General features: G+C 34.8%; 29 protein-coding genes. 15 read left to right on the top strand and 14 right to left on the bottom strand.

Translation table 11 applies throughout. The features are described 5' to 3' along the window. Nucleotides 1-78 precede the first annotated feature (78 nt). The 3 genes from JS605_RS02240 to JS605_RS02230 are packed head-to-tail and all read left to right on the top strand — an operon-like array spanning nt 79 to nt 2662. Complete coding sequence (locus JS605_RS02240) at nt 79-810, top strand: polyprenol monophosphomannose synthase (protein ID WP_203256051.1); 732 nt, start codon at nt 79-81, stop codon at nt 808-810. 5 nt (nt 811-815) lie between these two features. Next, a complete protein-coding gene (locus tag JS605_RS02235; RefSeq protein ID WP_203256725.1) occupies nt 816-2156 on the top strand; it encodes a dihydroorotase in 1341 nt (446 codons plus the stop codon). Beyond that, nucleotides 2156-2662: a DUF4296 domain-containing protein gene (locus tag JS605_RS02230; protein WP_203256050.1), complete on the top strand. Its 507-nt coding sequence runs from the start codon at nt 2156-2158 to the stop codon at nt 2660-2662. The genes JS605_RS02235 and JS605_RS02230 overlap by 1 nt, the downstream gene beginning before the upstream one ends. On the opposite strand, the gene JS605_RS02225 is transcribed toward JS605_RS02230, so the two are convergent. Continuing rightward, nucleotides 2616-3620 carry an NAD-dependent epimerase/dehydratase family protein gene (locus JS605_RS02225; protein WP_203256049.1) on the bottom strand — a complete coding sequence of 335 codons (1005 nt, stop codon included), beginning with the start codon at nt 3618-3620 and terminating at the stop codon, nt 2616-2618. The genes JS605_RS02230 and JS605_RS02225 overlap by 47 nt on opposite strands. An 86-nt stretch (nt 3621-3706) precedes the next feature. Between JS605_RS02225 and tyrS the strand changes: the two genes are divergently transcribed. Further along, nucleotides 3707-5002, top strand: a complete 1296-nt coding sequence (gene tyrS / locus JS605_RS02220) for a tyrosine--tRNA ligase (RefSeq protein WP_203256048.1) — start codon at nt 3707-3709, stop codon at nt 5000-5002. A gap of 118 nt (nt 5003-5120) precedes the next feature. Here tyrS and JS605_RS02215 read toward each other — a convergent pair whose 3' ends face one another. From JS605_RS02215 to JS605_RS02205, 3 genes are all read right to left on the bottom strand, one after another. Further along, nucleotides 5121-5564: a YHS domain-containing (seleno)protein gene (locus JS605_RS02215; RefSeq protein WP_203256047.1), complete on the bottom strand. Its 444-nt coding sequence runs from the start codon at nt 5562-5564 to the stop codon at nt 5121-5123. 48 nt (nt 5565-5612) lie between these two features. Continuing rightward, a complete protein-coding gene (locus tag JS605_RS02210) occupies nt 5613-6593 on the bottom strand; it encodes a LuxE/PaaK family acyltransferase (RefSeq protein WP_203256046.1) in 981 nt (326 codons plus the stop codon). A gap of 87 nt (nt 6594-6680) precedes the next feature. After that, a complete protein-coding gene (locus tag JS605_RS02205) occupies nt 6681-7022 on the bottom strand; it encodes a T9SS type A sorting domain-containing protein (RefSeq protein WP_203256045.1) in 342 nt (113 codons plus the stop codon). 201 nt (nt 7023-7223) lie between these two features. On the opposite strand from JS605_RS02205, the gene JS605_RS02200 reads away from it, so the two are divergent. Together JS605_RS02200 and JS605_RS02195 are read left to right on the top strand one after the other, a co-directional pair. Beyond that, nucleotides 7224-7901, top strand: a complete 678-nt coding sequence (locus JS605_RS02200; protein WP_203256044.1) for a response regulator transcription factor — start codon at nt 7224-7226, stop codon at nt 7899-7901. Beyond that, on the top strand, nt 7901-8944 hold the full coding sequence (locus JS605_RS02195; protein ID WP_203256043.1) for a sensor histidine kinase: 1044 nt from the start codon (nt 7901-7903) through the stop codon (nt 8942-8944). The genes JS605_RS02200 and JS605_RS02195 overlap by 1 nt, the downstream gene beginning before the upstream one ends. On the opposite strand, the gene JS605_RS02190 is transcribed toward JS605_RS02195, so the two are convergent. After that, nucleotides 8927-9973 (bottom strand): glycosyltransferase, encoded by a 1047-nt coding sequence (locus JS605_RS02190; RefSeq protein WP_203256042.1) that lies wholly within the window; start codon nt 9971-9973, stop codon nt 8927-8929. The genes JS605_RS02195 and JS605_RS02190 overlap by 18 nt on opposite strands. Nucleotides 9974-10201: 228 nt before the next feature. Between JS605_RS02190 and trmB the strand changes: the two genes are divergently transcribed. The 3 genes from trmB to JS605_RS02175 are packed head-to-tail and all read left to right on the top strand — an operon-like array spanning nt 10202 to nt 11842. Next, nucleotides 10202-10879: a tRNA (guanosine(46)-N7)-methyltransferase TrmB gene (gene trmB / locus JS605_RS02185; protein WP_203256041.1), complete on the top strand. Its 678-nt coding sequence runs from the start codon at nt 10202-10204 to the stop codon at nt 10877-10879. Beyond that, complete coding sequence (locus tag JS605_RS02180) at nt 10880-11509, top strand: LysE family transporter (RefSeq protein ID WP_203256040.1); 630 nt, start codon at nt 10880-10882, stop codon at nt 11507-11509. Nucleotides 11510-11512: 3 nt separating this feature from the next. Then, complete coding sequence (locus JS605_RS02175) at nt 11513-11842, top strand: MGMT family protein (RefSeq protein ID WP_203256039.1); 330 nt, start codon at nt 11513-11515, stop codon at nt 11840-11842. A gap of 66 nt (nt 11843-11908) precedes the next feature. Here the strand turns inward: JS605_RS02175 and JS605_RS02170 are convergent, their stop codons facing one another. After that, nucleotides 11909-12481, bottom strand: coding sequence for a hypothetical protein (locus JS605_RS02170; RefSeq protein ID WP_203256038.1), 573 nt, complete (start codon nt 12479-12481; stop codon nt 11909-11911). A 313-nt stretch (nt 12482-12794) separates the two neighbouring features. On the opposite strand from JS605_RS02170, the gene JS605_RS02165 reads away from it, so the two are divergent. The 5 genes from JS605_RS02165 (at nt 12795) to JS605_RS02145 (ending at nt 15640) form a co-directional block, all read left to right on the top strand. After that, the gene (locus tag JS605_RS02165) at nt 12795-13931 is read left to right on the top strand and encodes an Mrp/NBP35 family ATP-binding protein (RefSeq protein WP_203256037.1); all 1137 of its coding nucleotides are present in this window, start codon (nt 12795-12797) and stop codon (nt 13929-13931) included. Nucleotides 13932-13934: 3 nt separating this feature from the next. Further along, the gene (locus tag JS605_RS02160) at nt 13935-14180 is read left to right on the top strand and encodes a NifU family protein (protein ID WP_203256036.1); all 246 of its coding nucleotides are present in this window, start codon (nt 13935-13937) and stop codon (nt 14178-14180) included. 191 nt (nt 14181-14371) lie between these two features. Then, nucleotides 14372-14701, top strand: a complete 330-nt coding sequence (locus JS605_RS02155) for a 2Fe-2S iron-sulfur cluster-binding family protein (protein ID WP_203256035.1) — start codon at nt 14372-14374, stop codon at nt 14699-14701. 37 nt (nt 14702-14738) lie between these two features. Continuing rightward, entirely contained in the window at nt 14739-15041 is a 303-nt protein-coding gene (locus JS605_RS02150) for a hypothetical protein (RefSeq protein WP_203256034.1), read from the top strand. A gap of 89 nt (nt 15042-15130) precedes the next feature. Then, the gene (locus tag JS605_RS02145; protein WP_203256033.1) at nt 15131-15640 is read left to right on the top strand and encodes a ferritin; all 510 of its coding nucleotides are present in this window, start codon (nt 15131-15133) and stop codon (nt 15638-15640) included. Nucleotides 15641-15692: 52 nt separating this feature from the next. Here the strand turns inward: JS605_RS02145 and JS605_RS02140 are convergent, their stop codons facing one another. The 8 genes from JS605_RS02140 to JS605_RS02105 all read right to left on the bottom strand — a co-directional run bounded on the left by JS605_RS02140 (nt 15693) and on the right by JS605_RS02105 (nt 25555). Continuing rightward, nucleotides 15693-16487, bottom strand: coding sequence for a DUF1853 family protein (locus tag JS605_RS02140; RefSeq protein WP_203256032.1), 795 nt, complete (start codon nt 16485-16487; stop codon nt 15693-15695). Nucleotides 16488-16491: 4 nt separating this feature from the next. Then, nucleotides 16492-17391 (bottom strand): metallophosphoesterase family protein, encoded by a 900-nt coding sequence (locus tag JS605_RS02135; RefSeq protein ID WP_203256031.1) that lies wholly within the window; start codon nt 17389-17391, stop codon nt 16492-16494. Between the two features lie 32 nt (nt 17392-17423). After that, the gene (locus JS605_RS02130) at nt 17424-18176 is read right to left on the bottom strand and encodes an SGNH/GDSL hydrolase family protein (RefSeq protein WP_203256030.1); all 753 of its coding nucleotides are present in this window, start codon (nt 18174-18176) and stop codon (nt 17424-17426) included. A gap of 98 nt (nt 18177-18274) precedes the next feature. Further along, on the bottom strand, nt 18275-19306 hold the full coding sequence (locus tag JS605_RS02125) for a transporter (protein ID WP_203256029.1): 1032 nt from the start codon (nt 19304-19306) through the stop codon (nt 18275-18277). A gap of 139 nt (nt 19307-19445) precedes the next feature. Further along, nucleotides 19446-19781 carry a hypothetical protein gene (locus JS605_RS02120; RefSeq protein ID WP_203256028.1) on the bottom strand — a complete coding sequence of 112 codons (336 nt, stop codon included), beginning with the start codon at nt 19779-19781 and terminating at the stop codon, nt 19446-19448. A 157-nt stretch (nt 19782-19938) separates the two neighbouring features. Further along, entirely contained in the window at nt 19939-23397 is a 3459-nt protein-coding gene (locus JS605_RS02115) for a hypothetical protein (protein WP_203256027.1), read from the bottom strand. A gap of 153 nt (nt 23398-23550) precedes the next feature. After that, nucleotides 23551-24729 carry an acyl-CoA dehydrogenase family protein gene (locus tag JS605_RS02110; RefSeq protein WP_203256026.1) on the bottom strand — a complete coding sequence of 393 codons (1179 nt, stop codon included), beginning with the start codon at nt 24727-24729 and terminating at the stop codon, nt 23551-23553. Between the two features lie 109 nt (nt 24730-24838). Beyond that, nucleotides 24839-25555, bottom strand: coding sequence for a tRNA1(Val) (adenine(37)-N6)-methyltransferase (locus JS605_RS02105; RefSeq protein WP_203256025.1), 717 nt, complete (start codon nt 25553-25555; stop codon nt 24839-24841). 148 nt (nt 25556-25703) lie between these two features. Here JS605_RS02105 and JS605_RS02100 point away from each other — a divergent pair, with 148 nt between their 5' ends. Continuing rightward, a complete protein-coding gene (locus JS605_RS02100; RefSeq protein WP_203256024.1) occupies nt 25704-26153 on the top strand; it encodes a DUF2383 domain-containing protein in 450 nt (149 codons plus the stop codon). The last annotated feature ends 1 nt before the right edge of the window (nt 26154 follow it).

The raw sequence follows: 26154 nt of genomic DNA, 5'->3' as shown, positions 1-26154 counted from the left end.
AAGAAGAGATAAATTATTACGAAATTTTTAAAAAAAAGAATGCCTTAAAAATGTACATTTGTCTTCATATTATATGAGATGAAGCAGGCTGTTGTAATCATTCCAACTTATAATGAGATTGAAAACATAGAACCCATCATAAGGGCTGTGTTTTCAGAATCTAAAGATGTACATATTCTTATTGTTGATGATAGCTCTCCAGATGGCACTTCAGATAAGGTTAAAGAGCTTCAAGAAGTTTTTCCTGGTAGGCTACATTTAAAAATGCGTAAAGAAAAATCAGGTTTAGGTACAGCTTACATATTAGGATTTAAATGGAGTTTGATTAGAAAATATGAATATGTTTTTGAAATGGATGCCGATTTTTCTCATGACCCAAAAGATCTAAAACGCTTATATAAAGCTTGTGCAGAGAACGGTGCAGATATGTCCATTGGGTCACGCTACATTACTGGTGTAAATGTTGTAAACTGGCCAATGGCCAGAGTGTTGATGTCGTATTTGGCATCAAAATACGTGCGGCTAATAACGGGAATGAAAATTAACGATACTACTGCGGGCTTTGTTTGCTATAAACGTAAGGTATTGGAGAATATCAACTTGCGCAAGGTAAAATTTATAGGTTATGCGTTTCAAATAGAAATGAAGTTTAAAGCCTATTTAAAGCAATTTAAAATTGTAGAGGTACCTGTTATATTTACAGATAGAACTAGAGGGGAATCTAAATTGAGTTCAGGGATTATTTCTGAGGCAGTTTTTGGAGTTATATCTATGAAAATTAAAAGTTTGTTTAAACGAAAAGATTTGTAATGGAATTGAAAAGAATACTAATAAAGAATGCTAAGATAGTGAATGAAGGCACTATTTTTAGTGGCGATATATTGATTGAAGGGGAACTTATAAAACAGATAGATACATCTATTAGTGCAAAATGGGCAGATGTTACTATAATTGATGCAGAAGGCAAATATGTTTTGCCAGGTGCGATTGATGACCAAGTGCATTTTAGGGAACCAGGATTAACGCATAAGGCAGATATTGGTACAGAATCAAAAGCAGCTTTAGCAGGAGGTATTACATCGTTTATCGAAATGCCCAATACCAATCCGCAAACAACAACGGTTGAAAAACTTGAAGAAAAATTTGAAATGGCATCAAAAACGTCATCAGCAAATTATTCGTTTATGTTTGGTGGTACTAATGATAATTTAGACGAGATACTTAAAGTCGATGAAAGCTCTGTTGCGGGATTAAAATTGTTTTTAGGATCATCAACTGGGAATATGCTAGTTGACGACCCAAAAGTTTTAGAGAAAATCTTTAAAAGTACCAATCTGGTAATTTCTGTACATTGTGAGGATGAAGCCACCATAAGGAAAAATCTTCAGGAGCATATCGATACTTATGGAGAGGACATTCCAATTGAAAAGCATCCAATAATTAGAAGCGAAGAGGCATGTTATTTATCTTCTTCAACAGCTATAGCATTAGCTAAAAAGACAGGGGCAAGATTACATGTGTTCCATCTTTCAACGGGGAAAGAAACTAGCTTATTTACAAATAAAATTCCTTTAAAAGACAAGAAGATAACAGCAGAGGTATGTATTCATCATCTGTGGTTTTCTGATGAAGATTACAAGAAAAAAGGCACGCACATCAAATGGAATCCTGCGGTAAAAACGGCAACAGATAGAGAACAATTGTGGGAGGCTTTGCTAGATGATAGAATTGATGTGATTGCAACAGACCACGCACCACATACTATAAAGGAGAAGAATAACGTTTATACTAAGGCACCATCAGGTGGGCCTTTGGTGCAGCATGCTTTACCTGCCATGTTGGAAAAGTATCATGAAGGTAAAATTTCAATTGAAAAAATAGTTGAGAAGATGTGTCATAATCCAGCTATTTTATTTCAAGTAGAACGGCGAGGTTATATTAAAGAAGGCTATTATGCAGATTTAGTTTTAGTAGATTTAAATAACCCTTGGACTGTAAAAAAAGAAAATATTTTATATAAATGTGGGTGGTCGCCTTTTGAAGGCGCTACATTTAAATCTAGAATTACACATACCATCTTAAACGGTAGTTTAGTATATCATAATTTTAAGTTTGCAGCAGTTAAAGCTGCTAAGCGTTTAACATTTAATAGATAATGTATAAAAAAGTGATGGTGTTATTGTGTTTGTTACTGGGATTATCTTCCTGTTACAAGTACAATAAGCCTGATAAACCCAAAAACCTTATTCCTAAGGAAAAAATGATCCATGTGTTGTTGGACCTAAAGTTTGTTGGGGCTATAACAGGGAAGGATAAAGAAGTGTTGGATAGCGCCAAAGTTAATCCAGAAGGCTATGTGTATAAAAAGTATGGTATAGATAGTATACAGTTTGCTGAAAGCAATGCGTATTATGCTTATTACATGGATGAGTATGCAGAGATTTATGAAAACGTAAAAGATAGTCTTACCAAGCTCAAAGCCTATTATAAGGACATTCTCGAAAAGGAACGTCAGGAAAAAAAGAAAGCAGACTCTTTAAAAGCTGTTAAACAGGAGCTGGAAGCGATAGAATTGGTAGAAGAAATAGATATGGAAGAGCTTGAACTTATCGAACCTATTTCAGATACTGATTCGCTATCTCTAAAATTGAATCGCCAATAGATTGGAACTTATAATTTAACGCCTCGGTAATTTTTACATTACTGTAATTTGTTTTGGTAGTTAAAGACCTTGCAACTTGTCTTGTTAACACCCTACGCTTACCAATAAGTTTTCGTTTTAACCAATCTAATCGCCAACCAATTTGTAATAACCAAGGTTTTGCAAATTTTTGTGGAGGTTTTACTTTAAGGGCTTTGGAAGTAGTTTGTAAAAAGGATTTATAAGACCAATTTTCTGCAACTAAAATATATCTTTCGTTTTTTATGTCGCTTTTAAGTAGATGTATCATAGTATTTATCACATCCTGTACAGCAACTAACCCCACGTTTCCAGACGTATAATATTTAAGTCCATTGTGTACTTTTTTGAAAAGACTACCACTACCATAATGCCAGATACCCGAACCTAGTATAACACCGGGGTTAACAATTACAGCATCTAAACCTTCTTGTGTGCCACGCCAAACTTCCATTTCTGCACCATACTTTGTTATGGCGTAAACACTATTGTCATCTTCAGGGTTCCAGTGTGTTTCTTCAGTAATTGCTTTACCTTCTTTTGTGGGATTACCAATAGTAGCTATGGAACTTACATAACATATTTTTTTTATAGCATTAGATATACAAAGATTTACAATATTGGCAGTGCCTTCAATATTCGTTTGTCTTAAAAGTTGGTATTTATCAGGTTCAAAAGAAACAAAAGCAGCACAATGGTATACGTAATCCACATTTTTAAATGCTTCATCTAAAGCAGGTATATCTAAAATATCAGCCTTTATCCATTCAATTTTGTCAAATAAAATGTTGTTAGTCTCTCCATAACATGAAAACACATTTTTTACATTTTTAAGTTTTCGTTCGGTACGGTAAGTAGCTCTAACTATTTCATTGTTAGAAACCAATTTATATAATAAATGAGCACCCACTAAGCCTGTGCCACCAGTCACTAAAATCATAAAACGAAATTAAAGAATTATTCAGAATCACTACCTATGTCTGCTTGTATTTTTATATTTGCGCTAGTTTTTTAAAATTGATTACAATGGCTAAGAATTTTGTAGAAGAGTTAACATGGAGAGGTATGATACATACCGTAATGCCTGGTGCTGAAGAACACTTAATGGAAGGTATGAAGCGCGCCTATGTAGGTTTTGACCCTACTGCAGATTCCTTACACATAGGAAACTTGGTGCCTATAATGCTTTTAGCCCATTACCAACGTTGTGGACATAAACCAGTAGCTTTAGTTGGAGGTGCAACAGGTATGATTGGAGATCCATCCGGAAAATCCAATGAAAGAAATTTGTTGGATGAGAAAACATTGCGCCACAACCAAGAAGCCATAAAAAAACAATTAGCACATTTTTTAGATTTTGAAAGTGATACAGAGAATGCGGCGGTTTTAGTGAATAACTACGATTGGATGAAAGCATTCTCTTTTTTAGAGTTTATTAGAGATGTAGGCAAGCACATTACCGTAAATTATATGATGGCTAAAGATTCTGTAAAAAATAGAATTTCATCAGATGCCTCTGAAGGTATGAGTTTTACGGAGTTTACATATCAGCTTGTGCAGGGGTATGACTTTTTGCATTTATATAAAGATATGGCTTGCACCTTACAAATGGGAGGTAGCGACCAATGGGGTAATATAACTACGGGAACAGAATTGATTAGGCGTATTGGTGGAGGAAAAGGTTATGCCATCACATGCCCACTGATTACAAAATCTGATGGTTCCAAATTTGGAAAATCTGAAGGTGGTAATGTATGGTTGGATGCTAACCGTACTTCTCCTTATAAATTCTATCAATATTGGTTGAATTCCAGTGATGAGGATGCCGAAAAGTACATAAAAATATTCACGTTTTTAACAGAGAGCGATGTTAATAATTTAATTGAAGAGCATCATAAAGCACCACATTTAAGAGTGCTTCAAAAGCGTTTAGCGGAAGAGATAACAACGATGGTACATTCAAAAGAAGATTTAGAAAACGCCATAAAAGCAAGTAGTATACTTTTTGGAAAATCTACTAGCGAAGACTTAAAACAGCTAGACGAAAAAACATTTTTAGATGTTTTTGAAGGTGTACCACAAGCCACAGTTGATAAATCTGAGATTGATTCGGGTCTTGATATGATTGGCGCCTTGGCTGCCAAAACAAATTTTTTAAAATCTAATGGCGAAGCACGTCGTGCACTAAAAGAGAATGCTATTGCAGTAAATAAGGAAAAGGTAAAAGAAGATTATAAGATAACTCAAGCAGATTTAATCAATAATAAATTTGTACTTCTACAGCGTGGAAAAAAGAATTATTTTGTCCTAACAATACAATAAACAAAGTCCCGCTTTAGGCGGGACTTATCAAACTAACCAACTTACTAAAATAATCTTTCTTAATCTTAGCTCTTGTTTTGTCGTAATATGGTTAAAGACCTAACAATAAAGTTTCATTTTATTTAAATTTTATACGCTCCCAGTTTACATTGGCTTCTTTTGTTAATTTATCTGGATTGTTTTCTAACCACAGATTTAGGGTATTTGTACCCCAAGCGTTGTAGAATAGGTACAGCTTTCCGTCCTTAACCAAAAACGATTTAGGATTAATGGATACCTTGTCACTTTTAAGTGCTACGGCATAAGCACAGTAACCTCCATATTGGGGTATATATTTCTCAGGATTTTTATTAAATACCTTTAGATTCTCTTCAGAGATAAATTTGTATTGTACGCCCTTAAAAGAAGAGGAGTGTTTTTTGCTGCCCTCAACTGCTTCATTACTAAAATAAGATACAACATCATAACCATTTGCAGCATAACCTTTTTTAGTATTGATATCTAAAGTTTGGGCCACTGAGATATTACAAAAGAAAACTAAAATGAAGGGAAGTATTTTCATAAACAAAACGTTTATGCGGTTGGTCGTTTGTATCGTCTAGACTTTACGTTACAATACCATTAAATTGCAACCACGAATATCAGAATTATCAAACCTTCCTATAACTTCAAAACTACCATCATTAAAAACCCTGCCTAAATCTTGTGTTGCTATAAAAGCACAAGAGTTGACATTAGCTAAATCAATAATGTTTAAGCCTCCAGTTTTTCCAGAATTTTGAATCGTTAATGGGTCTTCTGTATCTCTTACTAACACCTGCATCCAAGAAGGACAATTAAAAATACCATGACCATTAGAATACGCTTGACTCAATAGTTCGGTCATACCATATTCACTATGGATTACATTAACACCAAACCCTTTTTTTAGAATACTATGCAGCTCACTTCGTATTAATTCTTTACGGCGCCCTTTCATGCCTCCAGTTTCCATCACAACAGTATTCTTTAAATTAAATGAATGTTGTTCAATCAAATCTAACAAAGCAAAGGAAACACCAATAAGCAGTACCTTTTTGTTGCCTTGATCCAGTTGCATAAGTTTAGACGTTAATTCCGAAAGGTTATCTAAATAAAATCCGCTATGAGAAGATTTAGATTGCGTAATTAAATCATTAACCATATATATTAATGAAGAGTCGCCACGTTCTATATAAGAAGGTAACAAAGCTAAAACTATATAGTCCTCGATATTGCCATAAAATTTAGTAAATCCTTTTGTGAAACTGTTTTTATAAAGGTTTAAGTTGGATACATAGTGTTTGCTTTTTATACTGCCCGTAGTGCCAGAGCTAGAAAACACGGTTTCAGTTTTCTGATTTTTACAAATTATTTCCCGAGATTTAAAAAATTGAATTGGTAAAAAAGGAATATCGTTAATGGTTCTTACGTCACTCGGGTGCTTGTATAACAAGTCACAAAATGAGCGATAGACTTTATTGTTTTCAAACTGAAAATTGAATACAGCAAGTGCGGTTTCTTCAAATTCGCTAGGTGTACTTATGTTAAATATGGTATCGGCGGCTATCATAGTAATTTGGAAACAAAATTATATAAAATAAAAGAGCATTGCTTTATGCAATGCTTCAAATATCTTTTAAATAATATTTGTTGTAAATTATCGTACCACTAATTTTCTTGTTTCGCTAATAGATGCCTCGGTTATTTTTAAAATATAAACCCCAGAATTTAACGATGATATATCTAACGCTTTTGTGGTATAAACAGGTGCTTTTATTTGTTTACCTAAAACGTTGTATATAATAATCTCTTTAATAGCTAACTTATTTTTGCTGGATATATATATGGTTGAAGCATTGTTGCTCACGGGATTAGGATATACAGAAAGCCCCTCAATGTTTAATTCTGTGTCCACAGGAGGGTTTTCTTGAGCAAACCCGTGTTGAACAGGTAACCCTAAAAATGCGATAAAAACCAATAAAAAGTAGATGTTCTTCATAAATTGCTTCTTATGTGATGTAAAATTACTACAAGAACTGCAAAAGTCATACCAAAATACTGTTAAATATTTATGTTTTACATCGAAAAGTTAAATCTCTGTAAGAGCTTTGTTACCTTTTTGTTATTTGTGTTTTAAGTTTTATAAATTATCGTTAATAGTTTTATCTTTACTTCTTATATAAATATCATTAATACCATAATGAATAAAAAGGATATAAAAATACTTCTTGTAGATGATGAACCAGATATCTTGGAGATAGTAGGCTACAACTTATCAAACGAAGGATATCAAGTAATTACTGCCGAAAATGGAGTTGAGGCTGTAAAAAAAGCAAAAAAGGAATTGCCGCAATTGATAATTTTGGATGTTATGATGCCTGAAATGGATGGTATTGAAGCTTGTGAAAACATACGAAAGCAACCAGAATTAAAAGATGTAGTCATTACTTTTTTAACTGCCAGAGGCGAAGACTATTCTCAGGTGGCAGGTTTTGATGCAGGTGCAGACGATTACATTACTAAGCCTATAAAACCAAAAGTGCTTGTAAGCAAAGTAAAAGCGTTATTGAGACGTTTTAAAGAAGATGTAAAAGATACTGTTAAGGTTGGAAACCTTGTAATAAATAGAGATGAGTATAAAATTGTCCTAAAGGGAAATGAAATAATTTTACCTAGAAAAGAGTTTGAATTGCTATCTTTATTGGCGTCTAAACCCGGTAAAGTTTTTAAACGAGATGAAATCCTAGACAAAGTTTGGGGGAATGAAGTTGTAGTTGGAGGGCGTACCATAGATGTACACATTCGTAAATTACGCGAAAAGATTGGTGATAAAAGTTTTAAAACCGTAAAAGGTGTCGGCTACAAGTTTGTAGACTAATGCAAGTAAAATTTAAGAAATCTTATAAGTTTGCGATACATACATCGCTGTACATTACCATATTCTTTACACTCTTAATGAGTGTTTTTTTGTACTATTACTTTACGTTTAAGTGGTTACCCGTTTTAATATTTGGTATATGTTTTTATGCGTTTTCTTTTGTAATCATTCAATACCGCGTAGAACGATATATATATAGAAGGGTAAAAAGTATTTATGACGACTTAACGTTATTAGAATCCACAAGTTTAACCCGAGGCGCCATTACTACAGACATGGCGACGCTTACACAGGAAATAGATAAGTTTGCAAGAGATAAAAAACTTGAAATTGAAACTTTAAAAGTAAGGGAACAATACCGAAAGGAATTTTTGGGTAATGTATCGCATGAATTAAAAACACCATTGTTTACCATTCAAGGTTATATTTTAACCTTGTTGGATGGGGCGATGAATGATAAAAAAACGCGTAAAAAATATTTAGAAAGAGCCAATAGTGCAGTAGAACGCCTAAGCTATATTGTGAGCGATTTAGATTTAATAACCAAGTTAGAAGCTGGGGATTTACGCCTGCAACCAGAGGTGTTTGATATTGTTACACTCATTAAAGAAGTATTTGGCATGGTAGAAATGCGTGCCAACGAAAAGAAAATTACGCTAACATTTGACAGGGATTATATTACACCAGTTATGGTGCGCGCCGATAAGGAGCGTATTCAACAAGTGCTCGTAAACCTTATAATTAATTCCTTAAAGTATGGACGTATAAAAGGAACTACAGAGGTAAGTATAGAAAATTTAATCAAGAATAAGGCGATTATTCGAGTTACCGATAATGGAGAAGGAATAGAAAAGAACCATTTGGCACGTTTATTTGAGCGTTTCTATAGAGTTGACAAAAGTGGATCGAGAAGAGAAGGAGGTTCAGGTTTAGGTTTATCCATAGTAAAACATATCATAGAAGCGCACAAAGAACGTATCTATGTAGAAAGTGAATATGGTGTAGGTAGCGAGTTCTCTTTTACTCTAGAAAAGGCTGAATAAATCTTTATAGTCAACCTGAGTATTAAAACTTTTTAATCCTTTGTATTCAGAAATCTTGTCGAGTAAAAAGATGCTAAAGTCTTTTTGTGAGCAACTGGGAACAAACCCCTGTTGTGTTAAACGTTTTGCCAAGTATTCCTGTTCGGTTTGCCCTGGTGTTGGAATAAAAAATGCTTTCTTCTCCAGTTTTGCAAGATCCATTACGGTGGTGTATCCAGATCTAGACAGTACTAATTTACTCTGGTTTATCGTTTTTTCAAGACGATTGGAGGTCATAAAATTATAAATAGTCACACCTTGTTTCTGTTCAATCGTTTGTTGTTTCTGTGGTATTCCCCTAACTACTACAACATTACCACTAAAGTTTTTAACCTCTTTTAGTAATTTGTCTTCAAGTAAAGAGCGTTGAGGTTCAGGGCCAGAAAGCAATACAAGTAAATCAATAGATTCCTCCAGATCCATCTTGGTAAATCTGCTTATTGGGCCCATATATTTTGTGGTAATGCTTAGGTGTTTTTTGTGTCCTAACTTTCCAGATAAGTTAAGGTCGCTCTCTGCATCAGGAACCCAGCATTCATTAAAACGAGTAATGTACTTCTCATGCAGTTTGGTGCTAAACCAAGTGGTGGTGCCACTTAAAACATTAAGTTGGTGGGTAATAAAGGCGCATGGTACATGCTTATTGTAAACACCAAGCCTATTATCTGAAATAATTCCTGAAATGTTATGCGTCTCTACAATATCACGTATGGCTTTTTTTTCAGCTTTAATCGCCTTTACCAATTTTGGGGAATCCTTTATCATTTTTAACTTAAAATGACTTCCTTTTTTGGAGTAGGTCACACCGTAAGATGGCAATTCTATCGAAGAGAATTGCGGGAATTCCTTTTGTAATAAGGTTAATGCTAAGCCATCGCTCGCAATTATAGGTTGAAAACCACTTGCATCTAAAGCTGTAAGTATGGGTATGCATCTGGTGGCGTGTCCTAGGCCCCAGTTAAGAGGAGCAACTAATATTCGTTTTTTCATGTTTTATTATGGCGTGCCTCTCGTACCTCAAGTCGGGCTTTCGGGAGTCGCTTTTTTGCGTTATTGCCTGCCTACAACTGGCAGGCAATAACGCAAAAAGAGCTTCAACAAATCCCTCAATCCCTCACGCGGTTCAGGCTAAAATCAAAAGTAAAGATATAAACCCTGTTATATATTTCCTTAATTTTACCAATTCAAAATAAATAATTAAGAAAAAGTTAATATACTTTGGGTAGCAAAAACAAACTAAAACGTTTTAAGGAAAACGAAACCTTTGCAAATGTGTTTCAACCAACACGAGAAGTACTGGTTAATAGCGAATATGAGTTGAAAGGACAATGGCGCAAAAAATTCTTTAAAAATAATAACCCAATTGTTTTAGAATTAGGTTGTGGAAAAGGAGAATACTCAGTAGCGCTGGCACAAAAATATCCAGATAAAAATTTTATAGGTGTAGATATTAAAGGAGCCAGGTTTTGGCGAGGTGCCAAAACCGCAATTGAAGAAAGTTTAGCCAATGTGGCATTTCTACGAACACAAATTGAATTGATAGACCATGCTTTTGCAGAAAACGAAGTAGATGAAATTTGGATTACCTTTCCAGATCCGCAAATAAAGTACAAGCGCACCAAACATCGTTTAACAAATTTGGAGTTTTTAAAACGTTACAAACAAATTTTGAAACCTAGCGGTTTGGTTAATTTAAAAACAGACAGTGAGTTTATGCACGGATATACACTAGGATTATTACACGGGGCAGGGCATGAGGTATTGTATGCAAACCATAATGTATATAAGCAAGAAGGCAGTCCAGAGGAAGTTACTAGCATACAAACTTTTTACGAATCACAATATCTAGAACAAAATAAACCTATTACCTTTATAAGGTTTAAAATAAATGGGTAAATGAACCTTACTTTTATTTTTTTTATTGGTCTTTTCTTTGCATTAATAGGTGTAATTCCACCGGGATTACTAAATATGACGGCGGCTAAAATAAGTCTTAAAGAAGGGCATGTAAGAGGTGTTGTGTTTTCCATTGGAGTATGTATTACCGTTTTTGCCCAAACATACTTGGCAGCCATTTTTGCTAGATACTTAAGTAAGCACCCTGAAGTGGTAGATATCCTTAGGAGTATTGCATTGGTAATATTCATTTTAATAACAATTTATTTTTTGTTTATCGCAAAAGCTTCAAACAAACAGCAAATAGCACCAAAGGTTAAAAGTAAGCACAGTCGGTTTTTTCAAGGCATGTTAATGTCTGCAATCAACGTATTTCCAATACCATATCAAGCCTATGTAACCATAACATTGGCATCTATTCATGTATTGGATTTTGAACTTACGAGTATCTTGTCTTATGTAGCGGGAGCTGGTATGGGCACTTTTGTAATGTTGTACATATACATTTTCTTTTTCGATAAAATAAAGAGTAAGTCGTTTACTTCTCAAAAAAACATGAACTATATTATTGGAGGCATTACGGGGATAATTTCAATTATAACCTTAATAAATGTTATTAAAGACTTTTAAAAAATGAAACCAGAAAGGCTTAGTTTTTTTGATAAGGTTTATGAAGTAGCGCGTTTAATACCATATGGAAGAGTAACCAGTTATGGTGCTATTGCTAAGTATTTGGGAGCTGTAAGAAGCGCAAGAATGGTGGGATATGCTATGAATGGTTCTGCAGGAAAAGATGTGCCAGCACACCGTGTGGTAAATAGAAAGGGCTTGTTAACCGGGAAACATCATTTTGATGGTACTAATTTAATGCAGCAACTTCTGGAAAGCGAAGGCGTAATTGTAGAGGATAACCAGATTAAAAATTTTGATGCCGTGTTTTGGGATCCATCAAAAAACCTATAAAAACTTATTTTAAGCATAAAAAGAAAACCGCCTAAAGCTCAACATAAGGCGGTTTACTTTTTGTTATTAAATTCTTGCAAACGTAAGTCTAAGCATAACATCAACGTCAAAATCAACTCCAGAATCATTGATTTGCTCTGATATACTTGTACTTAGTATTAAAGATGTATCAGTAAGTTCCTCTATAATGTAATCAGGATTAGCTGAAACATCATCAACAACAGGTGCATTGGTGTCAAATGAAGCAAATTCTTCAGTAAATGTCAATATGTTGCCATTTCTACTCCAGCCAGTTTCAGAGTTAATATTGTTTATTGAGGTAGTTTCTGTTGAATTAACTCCATTGATAGATGATACCAATTCAATATCAAAACTACCATTTTCAGTAATGGCTCTATTAGGATTTTCACTTATTGTCATGATGTAATCAATATTAAGGGCTTTTCCAGTATAGTTAGAGCTTATGGTGTTGCCTTGTACAGTTGCTGATGTACTGCCACTAGTGGTGTAACTGGTTAATTCCCAGTCTCCCAACAAATCTCCAGATGTGTCCATTGTGTCATCGTTGCTCTCACAACTAAGCGTAGCAGTAGCAACTACAAAAAATAATACTACTCGTTTAAGTGTTTTGTGTAACATAATCAAAAAAAAGTTTGGGTTAAGAATATTCTATTTTGATATTCAAAATTAAGAGACAAAGATATAATGTTTTATTCATGATGAAAGATTTACCTTATTTTTTATGAATAGTTCATTTCGATAGCTTGTTTTCTTTTAATTTCATTAAAAACAGTAATTATTACCTCTTTAATTTTATGTAATGTTATTTATCAGAATAATAAAATACGATAACCTAACCCAATAACTACATCAATAAATCTTCTAACTTCCGTCATCAGTCTTCTGTCATTATTAACTATCTTTGCACTTAGAATGATTCTGAATAAAGGCAATGAAGTTAAATAAACAAGATATATTAAAAGCACTAGAAACCATTACAGTTCCTGGCGAAGGACAAAATATGGTAGAAAGTGGTGCGGTTAAAAATGTAGTAACATTTGCAGACGAAGTTATTGTAGATATTACGATAAATAATCCTAGCCTTCAAGCAAAAAAGCGAACGGAAGTTGATATCCTTAAGACCATACACGAGAAGGTTTACGAAAAGGCAAAAATCACTGTGAATGTTAAGGTAGAAGCTCCAGCAAAACCAAAAGCTAATGTTATTAAAGGAAAACCTATTCCAGGGATTCAAAATATTGTGGCGGTAGCCTCAGGAAAAGGAGGTGTTGGCAAATCTACAGTTACAGCTAACTTGGCAGTATCATTATCAAAAATGGGTTTTAAAGTAGGTGTGCTAGATGCAGATATTTACGGTCCATCTATACCTATTATGTTTGATGTAGAGGCAGAAAAACCTCTAGCCGTAAATATAGATGGAAAGTCTAAAATGAAACCCATTGAAAATTATGGAGTTAAAGTGTTGTCCATTGGGTTTTTTACTCAGCCTAATCAGGCGGTGGTATGGAGAGGGCCAATGGCAGCTAAAGCTCTAAACCAAATGATTTTTGATGCACACTGGAGTGAGTTAGATTTCTTACTACTTGATTTACCTCCAGGAACAGGAGATATTCACTTAAGCATTATGCAATCGCTACCCATAACAGGAGCAGTGGTGGTAAGTACACCGCAAAATGTAGCTCTGGCTGATGCCAAAAAAGGTGTGGCAATGTTTCAACAGGACAGTATTCAAGTGCCAGTTTTAGGAATTATTGAAAATATGGCGTACTTTACACCAGAAGAATTACCTGATAATAAGTACTATATTTTTGGACAAGAAGGCGCAAAACACTTGGCGGAAGATTTAAAAGTACCATTTTTGGGAGAAATTCCGTTAGTACAAAGTATTAGGGAAGCAGGAGATGTAGGGAGGCCAGCGGCATTGCAAACGGCAACATCATTAGAGCAAGCTTTTGAAAAATTAACGCAGAATGTAGTGCAAGAGGTTGTAAGAAGGAATGAGAATTTGCCACCAACTGAAGCAATAAAAATTACCACAATGGCTGGATGTTCAGCCGTAAAGAAATAAGACATGACAACAGAAGAAGTAAAATCAAACGTTGAGAAAGCTTTAGAAGAGATTCGTCCGTTCCTGCAGAGTGATGGGGGTGACATATCTCTGCTGTCCATCGAGAACGACGATACGCTTGTAAAAGTGCAATTACAAGGTGCTTGTGTAGGTTGTAGTGTTAACCAAATGACTTTGAAGTCTGGAGTAGAGATGACCATAAAAAAATACGTGCCTCAAATAGAAGAGGTTATCAATATAGAGGTTTAAGAATGCTACAAAACTTTCGATAATACAAGTCCTTTGATGCAAAAGTCATGCGAAAAACATACTTATTTTACGGATTTCATATTTTTGTTAAATCCTATTAAATTAGTAGGGTATTAATTTAATAGTTCCATTTTCTTCATTTAAATTTGTGGCACAAAATATGCTAAATCTTCTGCAGTAAACAGTTTCAAATGCAAGATATTAATATAAAAATAACAGATAGGGATGGTGTAACACACGATATTGTAGCACCAACAGATATGGCAATGAATTTGATGGAGGTTGTACGTTCTTACGAGCTTGCCCCCGAGGGTACTATTGGTGTATGCGGTGGCATGGCCATGTGTGCTTCATGCCAATGTTATGTGCATAGTGAAACAGAGTTGCCTGAAATGGGTGATGATGAGGAAGCCATGTTATCTGAAGCTTTTGATGTGCGCGATAATAGCCGCCTAGGTTGCCAAATACAAATTACACCAGATATGGAAGGTTTGGAAGTTGAATTAGCTCCAGAAAGTTAATTTTTATTTATTCTAAATAAAAAGTTATATTTGCGTTGTGAATATAGAAGAGCAAGTAACATATCCGTACCAAATTTCAAAAACTACATTTTGTAAGTATGTTTTAAGTACTCCTAACAAGGATATTCACTTAAACTTTCCTCAAATGTTAGAGTTAAGACGTAAGATAAATGATTTAACGTCTTTAAATGCACTAGAAAATATTGTGAATACCGATAATTTTGTTTTGTTATTCGTAGCCGATAGACAACACCTTCTTTATTTAGATATTCCACAGTTACTGAGATTAAGAGACGAAATCATGGTTTTATTTCATGCTCCCAGTATATCTTATGTGTAAAAACTATCTTTATTTAGACTCTGTATAAATTTTACTTATACTAGTTTCTGGTTTACTTTTGTCGTAACTTTGTTAAAAACAATGAAGTTATGAATACAACAGCTATAAGAAAACAAATGTCCATTCATCCAGATGTGATGGATTTATTAAATAATCAAGTTGCTATGGAGATGAAAGCATCTGCTTCATATCTAGCTATGGCTTCTTGGTGTGACCAACGCGAATTATTAAATAGTAAAGCATTCTTCTACAAGCAGGCGGAAGAGGAAAGAGAGCATGCTATGAAAATATTTACGTTTATTAATGATAACGGCGGTGCTGCTATTTCTCCTAATGTCACTAACGTAAATAACGATTTTGAGAGTTTACGTGGTGTTTATGAAACAGGATTAGAACATGAGATTGCCGTTACGGAATCTATTTTTAAAATATTTAAAGCGGCAAGAAAGGAAGGTGACTTGATAACCGAAGTATTTTTACAATGGTTTATCACTGAACAATCAGAAGAAGAAGATACCTTTAGAAGTATTATTGATGTATTTGATTTAATGGAGGGGATGCCTCTAAAAATGATTGACGAAAGATTACCTAAAGAATAATAATGAGATACTAAACTTGTTTTTAGTGTCTTAAAATTAAAATGTTCTTAGTTTACCACCAAACTAAGAACATTTTTTTTATGCTGCCGTTTTTGAATTTTATCCAACACAATGCAGAAAATTTTTGCTCAAAATAGTCTTTGGTAAGGTTTTTAAAGTCTTTAAAATTTAGCCAATCTACATTATAGTATGGTTTTACCAACCAGTTCTTTTTAGAAGGGATAAAAAATTTACAATCTTTAAATTTCCCTAACTGGTTTTGGTTTATGTAGAACCCAGCTACACAATGGGGGTTAAGGGTTTTAAGCTCTATATCTTTATTTGTGTAAGGAAGAAATAATTGTGCTTTAAAATACACTTGCTGTGCAATGGTATCACTATTAATGTTGAGTGTCCTCAAATAATTTTGGCATGCATCAGAATAGAGCAATGGTAGTTGCTTATCTTTTAGTTTATTTAATTTTTCAATCAGTGAGTCTTTCCTATTAGGGCCAATAAAATGTTCAATTTCAGAACTTCCAACAGAGGCGTCGAATAAGTAAAACTTATAAATAATCTCGAGATGAATAGGTTTGTTGTCTCTTAATAATAAACAGTCTAACTCTCCCAAAGTTGTTTTATCTTTTTGAATTTGGATATTTTCACTAAGAATGGTAATGTTTTTATGTTGTTGCAATTCAAAAGCCACCAAACGCTCTACATATTTGCCCAAGCGCAAGTGTCCATCTATAGTGATATCTATTTTATTGGTTTTAGATGAGATTTCAAATTGCTTTAAATTAAATACCGAGCTATTGTGCCATAAACATGGAGTATTTAAAAAACCTTCGTATCGTTTCTGGAGCATCTATTTAGTTTGTTCTATAATCCTCCAAATTTCTGGGGCCTTCTAATAACACGCGTACAATTTGCAATGTGCCGTCGTCTTTGGTAGAAATTTGCCACTTTATTAAAGATATAGTACCGTTTTCAATTTCTAATCCAGTGATACTTCTGGGGTGTACACAGCTTCCATCATTAAAAAAAGCAATATCTCCGGGTTCCGGGAAACGTGGGCGATGGGTATGGCCAAAAATGGTTAACAAATTATGGTTTTGGGCAATCCACTTTTTAGCACGCTTCTCAACTTTTATAAGCTCTTTATAATTTTTAGCAGGGCTAGTAGGGTCTGCTATGCCCATAACGTTTAGTGGTTTCCAAAGAATTCGCACTAAAAACCTACTCCACTTCCAAAATAAGTAGTTCCACCAATCGGCCTGATGTCCGTGTGTTAAAAATAACTCTTGTCCTGTGCCACAATGTTTTAAAATAATGCCTTCATGATAGGTAATATCTCCAAAAAGCTCAACCTCTTTACCAATTTTAGGATCAAAGTAGGTAGAGAGGTGTTTTTTAACGTAATTAGGATTACGGTACACCATATCATGGTTTCCCCATATCATGTGTAAGCGATTATCCTTATGAAACAATTTCATAAGCATATACACGTTTTTATGTGCGTTTAAAATAGACTCAAAGGTCAGGTTTTCCCACAGTTCATCACCATCTCCTAATTCGCAGTATTGAAATCCCTCTGCATAGTAGTGCTTTAGTGCATGGAAATAGATGTTGCGATTATTGGCAAAATCATCGGCAAAACTGTTATCACCACGGTGACAGTCACTAAATAAAATAAACTTACTGTCATCATCAAAATCGATGACTTTCGCATTATTATAGGTCTTGTCCAGTCTTTTCTTAGAAGAAAGCATTTTTGGAATGTCTTTAGGCTAATATAGGCAAATTAGTTACTATTATAACCAATTTTTTCCAAGGCAAAAGGCAATATGCGAGTCACAAATTTAGAATAGGCTAAGGTTGATGGATGTAAACCATCTGAAGCTACCAATTCTGGTTTTTCAATTCCTTGTCGGGTAATATCTGTAATAAAAACGTAGGTAATGTTGTTGGCTTCACAATATGTTCTAGTGTAATCGTTGTATAAATTAATACCCTGGGAAATGGCAGAATTAGCTTTTCCAAAAGGTGTAAATGCGTAATCGGGAATAGATATTACAATCAGGTTTTTCTTTTTACCACTTGCGTATTTTATAGCTTCCGTAACTAGTTCTGGAAACTCTTTTTCAAAAAGGTCAAAAGGCCTGCCTTGAAATTGGTTGTTCACACCTATAAGTAGGGTAACCAAATCATAATCTTGGGAGAGTATTTCATTGCTAATGGCATTTTTAAGGTTAGTTGTAGTCCATCCAGTTCTGGCAATTACTTTTAGTTCAGCCCCACGATCGGGATTTTTTGCTTTGATACTATCTTTTAGTTGTTCAGGAAATCTGCAAGTGTCACAAACACTCTCTCCAATGGTGTAACTATCTCCCAAAGCGAGTATTTTAATTAGGCCTGTTTGGTTGGGAGGTGTAGTGTCTTCATTTAAATCTTGTGCTTCGTTCATTTCTGGTTCCGATACCCCATAATTTGCAGAACAATTGGAGAAAAACAAAATCACTAAACCCATGTTTAGCAATACATATTTCAATTTCATTTTTCTTTTAAAGATACGACATTTAAAAGCGTAAATCAATAAAAAAGCGTTTCTCTCAGGCTGAAAAACGCTTTTTGTACTTATTTAAGGTTTAGTGTTTAATGCATGGCATACTGTAAACCAAAGGTTAAATTATAGTTTTGCTTTAATTGTATACCGTTTAAATCTTGGTACAGAGGTGTGCTTATCTCCCCAGCAAAACGAAGACCTTTTAGGCTGCCATCTTTAATCATGTAGTTCAACCCAAAACCAGAATTTATAAATGTACCACCAGAGTTTACCGTATCTGCGGTGGTAACCATTATAGGGTTTAACAACGGACTTGTACCATCTATTTCGTCAATAAGAAGTGCTTGTAACCTAACTGAAACACTTAAGTTACCTCCAGCTTTTGCAGCAATCCAATTGTTAAAACTGTAACGGTTTCCAAATTTATAATCTTGGTCGTTGTCATTAATATTTACAAAACCTGTTAACTGATGCCCCCAAGAAAACAAATCGCATTGCCCTAAATACGTTAATCCAAGTTTAGCTCCAAAAGAACCTGTTCCGGTTTGCATAGGGTAAGGTAATTGTATAGCATTGCCCATAGATACAGGTAGTACATTTTTTTCTTCTATACTACCAGTAGGTATGTTTACTCCTAGTTGTGCATGCATTGCCTTTCTATCTTTATTAAAAATACTATACAATGCACTTACCATTACATCTCCTAAGCCAGAGGTATTTGTGGCAAATTCATTGCCATTACGCATTTGTAAATTCATATCGTTTTCAAGATAATTAGCCATAGCCATTAAGGTTATCTTATCGGATGGTGCGTACATAGCACCCAGCATGTGCATATTCATTATCATATCAATTGGAGCTACCATATAATTAGCATGTGCATCTGCTGCTGTGGCATCGTTAGTGCCTTGTCTTAACTGGCGCATGTCCATAGTCATGTAGCGATAAGAGAACATAAATTCTCCTTTATGGTGTGTATGGTCTGCCATAACAGATATAGGAGCATGTCCATCAGGTCTACCTGAAGACCATAAATTTGAGTTTTGTGTATTGTGATTGTCGTGTTGTGCAAAAGTTAATGAAGTTACAATACACAGTATTGCAATGATTATATGTTTCATTGTAAGTTTAGATTAATTTTTTATGTAATTATTTGGGCGTTACCACAAGGGTCGGGCTATCCGCTATATCTTTTTTGAGAAAAACAAAAAAGGATGCCGCTTCTATCCCTAACGCAAAAGAATATGTAGAAAGAAATGATTACACTAAGTCTGGTGGTTGAAACGTACCGTAATTATAATCGAAACTATATAATATCTGGTAAGGCGTATTTGCAGATTTTTTATTTAAGTCAAAGTCATATAATCCTTCAATCTTTAGAATAGTTACAAAACCGATAGGGTAATTTTCTAAAGAAATAGAAAGTGCAGACAAAGGCTCTTGTTCTTTCTGTTTTTCAATTTGCTTTACCAGGTGGCATTTTCCGTTACATTGTATCTCTGGTTTGTCTTTATTGATACATAAAAACTCGGCAATGTAGTCTTGATTTATAATATATTCAACATAAGGCTGCACAGGCCTTAACATGGCAATCATGTATAAAAAGACAAAACATATAGCAGTGAATTTGTGCAAGGCTTAAAATTTTCGGCAAATATAGTTGAAGCTGTAGTTGAAACAAAAAAATCTGGGAGATACTTTGTTGTTACCTCCCAGATTCACTAAACATAACTAAAAATTAATCAACTATTCTTTAAGGTGCTTTTCTAAACAAAGGATCTGCACCAATGGTGCCTACCAATTGTGTTACATAGCCATCTGATATAACTTTAGAGAAAGCTGTTTTTACAGAAGCCAATCGTTGTTCAATATGCATTTCAGCAACAAGGTCTTTATTTTTATCATCAACTATAAAATCTTCTAAATATGCTATTTGAGATTTGTAGAATTCAATATCCTTTTGTTGTTTTAGCACTAAGCGCTCTTTATACCAATTGCTATTTACAACATACTCCCTGTCAAAATATTTACGCAATTCTGGGTCGCTAATGTCTTTGCCTTCATAGTTGCCATATGCCATAATATGTAACAGTATTTTTAATGGAGGAATAGCAGCTTCAACACTACCATCTTCAAAATAATTGAGGGCTACTTTTTGCTGTGCTTCAGTAATATTGTTAATGCCATCTACGTAGTCCTCCAGACCTTGTAATTCTGGTTTTAGCATGCGCTCGTTAAACACGGCTGTGGGTTCATCAAAAATTCGGTTTAGGCATAGTAAATTAAATTTTTCAGTAATTCTATAACCTAGTCTACTGGCTAATACCGTTTGCCCATTATATTCAAAATCTTCTAACTTTTCAAGAGCACCTACTTCGATTAAATTTTTTGGGTTTCTATCTTCAGGAGCCATTCTCGCCCATATTTCGGGGATTAATAAACTAACGTCATGGTCTATTTTGTTTTCAGCGCCCACATAACCCGCAGCAGTGCTAAACCCGTTAGACTCCGTGAGTATATGTGATAGTAAGGCATTGTTTAAATCAGTTGTTGGTGTCAACATGTTAAACGGTGCTTTGGTTAAAGCCCCCTCCGATCCAGCTCCTGTAGTAGATGGTGATTTACCCGTTAAGCTACAGATAAAATCCATGAATAATTCTGGAGTTTCTTGATAATGTATTGGGTTGTAAACCGCTAAAGGCCTAATACCCGCTTTTTTGTCAACTGGGTTGTTCCTTCTGCCAGGTAATACGGCATTTACCACATGAATTACAGGGTCTTCTAACTTAATTTTTCGTTTTAAACGCACGCCCATATCAGAGATATATGATGCCTCGGTTTCATTATAAAATCGATTAGGTTCTAAATAGCGAGGGTTTTTAGTGGGTAAACCATCTTCAATAATTCTAGGATGCGATGGCAACACAAACTGTACAGTATCGTCATCACTATCAATAATGGCTTTTATAAAATCTTGAACCGGTTTGGTGTATTTGTCATAGTTTATGGTGTCCTCGTATATGTCTATAGCATCTTGTTTGGTTAACATCTCATAGTTGGTTAAAAATCTACCATCAGAAATAATATCCAATTCTGCACCTTTATCATAACCCCTCACAATAGCTTCATCAGGTCTTTGGAATAAGTGTGCTTCGCAGTTTACCAAAACTTTTACGCTTTTATTTGGGTACTCTGGGTTTAGGTCTTTAAACTGATGTCTTGGTAATGTTATTGATGCCGAAATATCATCTTCAGTTTGAATTTTTTCCGAAGCCGAAAAATCCGAACGTAATTTATTGAGCATCCAGTTACCCTCTTGGTTAAAGCCTATTCTCACATAACTACCTACGACAGGATTGTTATTGTAAATAAGCGATGTGCCTTTAACGCCATTAATTGTCTCTACAGACATCATGTCTTTCCAATTCAGGTTAGCACCATGGGCTTGTCTAAACAAGCGTTTTACAAACAGTACCAAAGAGCGTACATGAACGGGAATGTTATTTAGCCATTCGTTGAATTCATCGGAGTTGTCATCTGATGGTGTTAAAAGTTTTACAACAGAGCCTAAAGTACGTTTTTCACTTAATAAAGATCTGGATTTTGGACGTTTAATGCTTTTGTCTTTCCATCGTGTAGAATAGTCAAATTCTATAATTTCATCAGCTTTTTTAAAATCTTCTTCTATGTTGTGAATGTTAAAACGGCTGTAGGTTATGGCGTTTTGCATAGATTTGGAAATCTCCGACTTACCACCCCCAGAAACTGTACAGGGTTTATGGCAAAATACGCCCTCTGGATAGGTTTCTACCATGCGCCATAAATTAATCGATGTGTGTTTTTCCAGCCTTAGTTTATTTCCTGATGGGTGCATATAGGTTTTAAAAGGCGATAACTTTAGTTGTTGTTCTTTGCCTTTATGCGTCCAAGTAATACTATTGGTGTTGGTGTTGAAATACGACGACTCTGGGATGTAAACTACATTGGGATATTTTTTATCTACCGCATAGTTTTCTGGTTTTACCTCAATGCGATCTCCTAATAGGGTTTTAACATCTTCAATGGTGTGGTCTAAGCCATAGTACATCTTATAATCCTCGCAATTTACAGTATCTCCCATTACGCGTCTTGCATAAGCAATAGCACCACCAGCATGTTCCTCTTCTAAAACGCCATATAAATTTGCCGAATAACTAATTTGTGTTTTAATCTCCTTTTTAGAATAGCCATAGTAGTTATCAGCAATTAAGGTTACTACCACACCACTATTGTCCCTACAGGTAATTTTAAAAGCGCCACCATCATTATACAATTCATTGGCGTCTTTCCAGCACATGCCATCTTTTCTCTGGCGTTCCGTTGCGTCTTTATAATTAGGTAAGCCTACATCTTTCTTTTTAAGCTTTAACAGTTGAGGTGCAAGTATGATGCATCCCGTATGCCCCGTCCAATGCTCAGGATCTAGTGCAGCATCGTTATGCGCTAGGTTGGGGTTACCTGCATTACCAAAAATATTTTCCACAAAATCTAGGTTGCTCACTAAATTTCCTGGCGCAAAAAAGCGCACTTCTAAGGATTTTTTAGATGCGATACCTTTTACTTCAGGGCATACTGTTGGCCTTAAAAGCATGGAAACCATAGTTTTGGCTTTCTCTTTTTGGTTGGATGTAAATGGCAGTGTATTTAAATCATCCGATGGTTTAAAAGCTTCATTTAAAAAGTGAGCCAGAACAACTTTTGGTACTTCTTTTTTATCTAAAGGCACGGGCAATACTCCTTCTACAATATGAAATGTGCCTTTTGTGGTTCTCTTATCGTGTAAAGGGTTGTTTAAAATACCTTGTTTTAAACGTTTAGAGTTTACCAAATCGCTTTCAAAAGAAGTACCGTCTGGCGGTAAGCTGACCTCTCTTGCTTGTCCTTTTTTAGAAAGGATTAAAGTGTTATTGGGAAGTTTAAAGGATTTATCTATAGTAATATCCTTTAAATATCGGTCTATAAAATTTTGAATTCTAGCATCTGCTGGCGATAAATGATCCGCGAGTAATCTTGACTTCTCCCTTAAACTCATGATGAGTGGTTTGGTAGTTTTTTCAAACTCTGGGTCACAAAATTTAATACTGCTATCGTCCTTATCTTTAAATGTAGGCTGACCTAAAGCAGCGAGTTGTAGATTGGTAAACTGGATAATGTCTTTTCTTGAATCTTTCATGATGCTTAACTATTCAATGGTATAAAAACGCATTCTTATTCAAGACAAAATTAGCTGTAGCATTCATGAAAAAACCTGACAAAAATCACTTTGCAAGTATATTTTTTACTAAAACGATGTAGTGGGGAAGTATGTTTAAGAAATGAATATACTTTATTTAAACCCATTCAATCCCGTAATATCCAAACCGGTAATCAATAAGTGGATATCGTGTGTGCCTTCGTAGGTAATCACGCTTTCTAGGTTCATCATATGGCGCATGATACTGTATTCTCCGGTAATACCCATGCCGCCTAAAATTTGACGTGCTTCTCTTGCAATGGTAATGGCCATTTCCACATTATTACGCTTTGCCATAGAGATTTGTGCAGAGGTAGCTTTGCCATCATTACGCAAAACGCCTAATCTCCAAGCGAGAAGTTGAGCTTTGGTAATTTCGGTAATCATTTCGGCCAATTTCTTTTGCTGTAGCTGAAATTGCCCAATGGGTTTGCCAAATTGCATGCGTTCTTTACTGTAGCGTAAAGCAGTATCGTAGCAATCCATAGCAGCACCAATAGCACCCCAAGCAATACCATAGCGTGCAGAATCTAAACAGCCTAAAGGGGCGCCCAATCCAGATTTATTAGGAAGTAAGTTTTCTTTGGGTACTTTAACATTATCAAAAATAAGTTCACCTGTTGCAGATGCACGAAGCGACCATTTATTGTGAGTTTCAGGCGTAGAGAAACCTTCCATACCGCGTTCTACAATTAGTCCATGAATTCTACCTTCTTCATTTTTGGCCCATACTACGGCTACTTGAGCAAAAGGAGCGTTGCTAATCCATAGTTTTGCGCCATTTAAAAGATAATGGTCACCCATGTCCTTAAAATTGGTGGTCATGCCTCCTGGGTTACTGCCATGATCGGGTTCCGTTAATCCAAAGCATCCCATCCATTCCCCGCTGGCTAATTTGGGTAGGTATTTTTTTCGTTGTGCTTCGTCGCCATATTTCCAAATGGGATACATTACTAAAGAGGATTGTACTGATGCAGTAGAACGCACACCAGAATCGCCACGCTCTATTTCTTGCATAATTAAACCATAACTTATCTGGTCTAATCCAGCACCACCATACTCCATAGGAATGTATGGACCAAAAGCACCAATTTCTGCTAAACCTCCAATAATCTGTTTTGGAAATTCAGCCTTTTGTGCATAGGCTTCAATAATAGGAGAAACGTCACGTTTTACCCACTCTCTGGCTGCATCACGCACTAACTTGTGCTCATCACTAAGTAATTCGTCTACGTTGTAATAATCGGGAGCTTCGAATAAGTCTGGCTTCATGAATTTTGATTTTATTCATATTTAAGCCAAATTTATTGAAAATTTTAAATTAAAAACAGGGGTTTTTGAAGAATTTGTAATGAGTAAAGTTGGTAGTTGTATAAAACCTCTACATTTTTAAGTAAAAGTCTTTAGTAAGGTTGATATACGCATCGGTATATTGATGTCTATCTGTTTCAATAATCAGTTTACTTATTTTTATATCACTTTCGTGATAAGAAAACTCAATAAGACTTCGTTTTACGTTAGAAGTAGGATTGCCTTTAACATGTAGGATACGATTTGGAAAAAGATTAATAAGGCTAGCTTCTTCTATGTATTTTTGTTCTTCTTTATAAGGTATAATAATAGAAAATTTCCCTTGATCTGATAGAAAGTTAATAACTGCAAAAATGATATGTTCAAGTGGCATAGCGTCACTAAAACGTGCTAAATTTCTAGATGTTTCTTGTGTTTTATAATCTTCAGAATAAAAAGGAGGATTGCAAATGATAAGGTCAAATTTTTCATCTACAGCTTCGATATATTCTAGTAAGGAAGCGTGAAAACAAAAGAGTCTGTCATTCCATGGGGAATTTTCAAAGTTTTCAGCGCACTGTTCAAAAGCATCATCATCAATTTCTATAGCTTCTATTTGTGCTGCATTAGTGCGTTGCGCCATCATGAGGCTTAAAATTCCTGTGCCAGCACCAATGTCTAAAATATTATAAGGATTATGCTCCACCGAGGCCCATGCGCCCAATAAAACCCCATCTGTACCAATTTTCATGGCGCATCTGTCTTGCTGGACAGCAAATTGTTTAAATGTGAAAGTTGATGTCTTCATTAAAATAATTTAGAGACTGATCTGGTAAAAATAACTTGAAATTGTCATAAAAAATGTTAAAAATGATTTTTAAGACATACGTTTTCATGATAGTATGCGTATATACATATATGTATGTAATTACGTAACTATTTTAAAGAAAAAGAACATGAGGTCTCTTAAGAGAAATTTAGAAAAACTAAACAGTTTGTTGCAGTTAAACCATGAGATGAAAACCATTTATGAAATGTCTTCCCATATTGCTTTAGGTGCTGAGTTGGAAGCTTTGTTAAAACGGTATAGTTTTCAACGCAGAGAATTTAGTAATGCTTTAAAAGCACAAATTTTAGATATGGGAGGTGTGCCATCAATTCAAGATAGATTAAGCAGCGTAAATAATCAGTTTTTAGATGTCATCAATAGATTAGTGATGGATAACGAAGTAGATAAAATATTGCGACATATATGTAATGTTGAGCAGATGAGTATTGATAATTATAATAATTTTCTACAAGAACTGCATATACCAGTGTCGGTTTGTAAACTGTTAATAGGGCAGCGCGACAATTTTCAAAATAATATAAGTATCATAGAAACGAAAGCAGTTATAGAAGCTTAGG

Origin of the sequence: Hyunsoonleella ulvae (genome assembly GCF_016827605.1) — a bacterium.
Taxonomy (GTDB): domain Bacteria; phylum Bacteroidota; class Bacteroidia; order Flavobacteriales; family Flavobacteriaceae; genus Jejuia; species Jejuia ulvae.
Note: the sequence above shows the minus strand (reverse complement) of the source record. Positions and strands in the feature narration are given on the sequence as shown.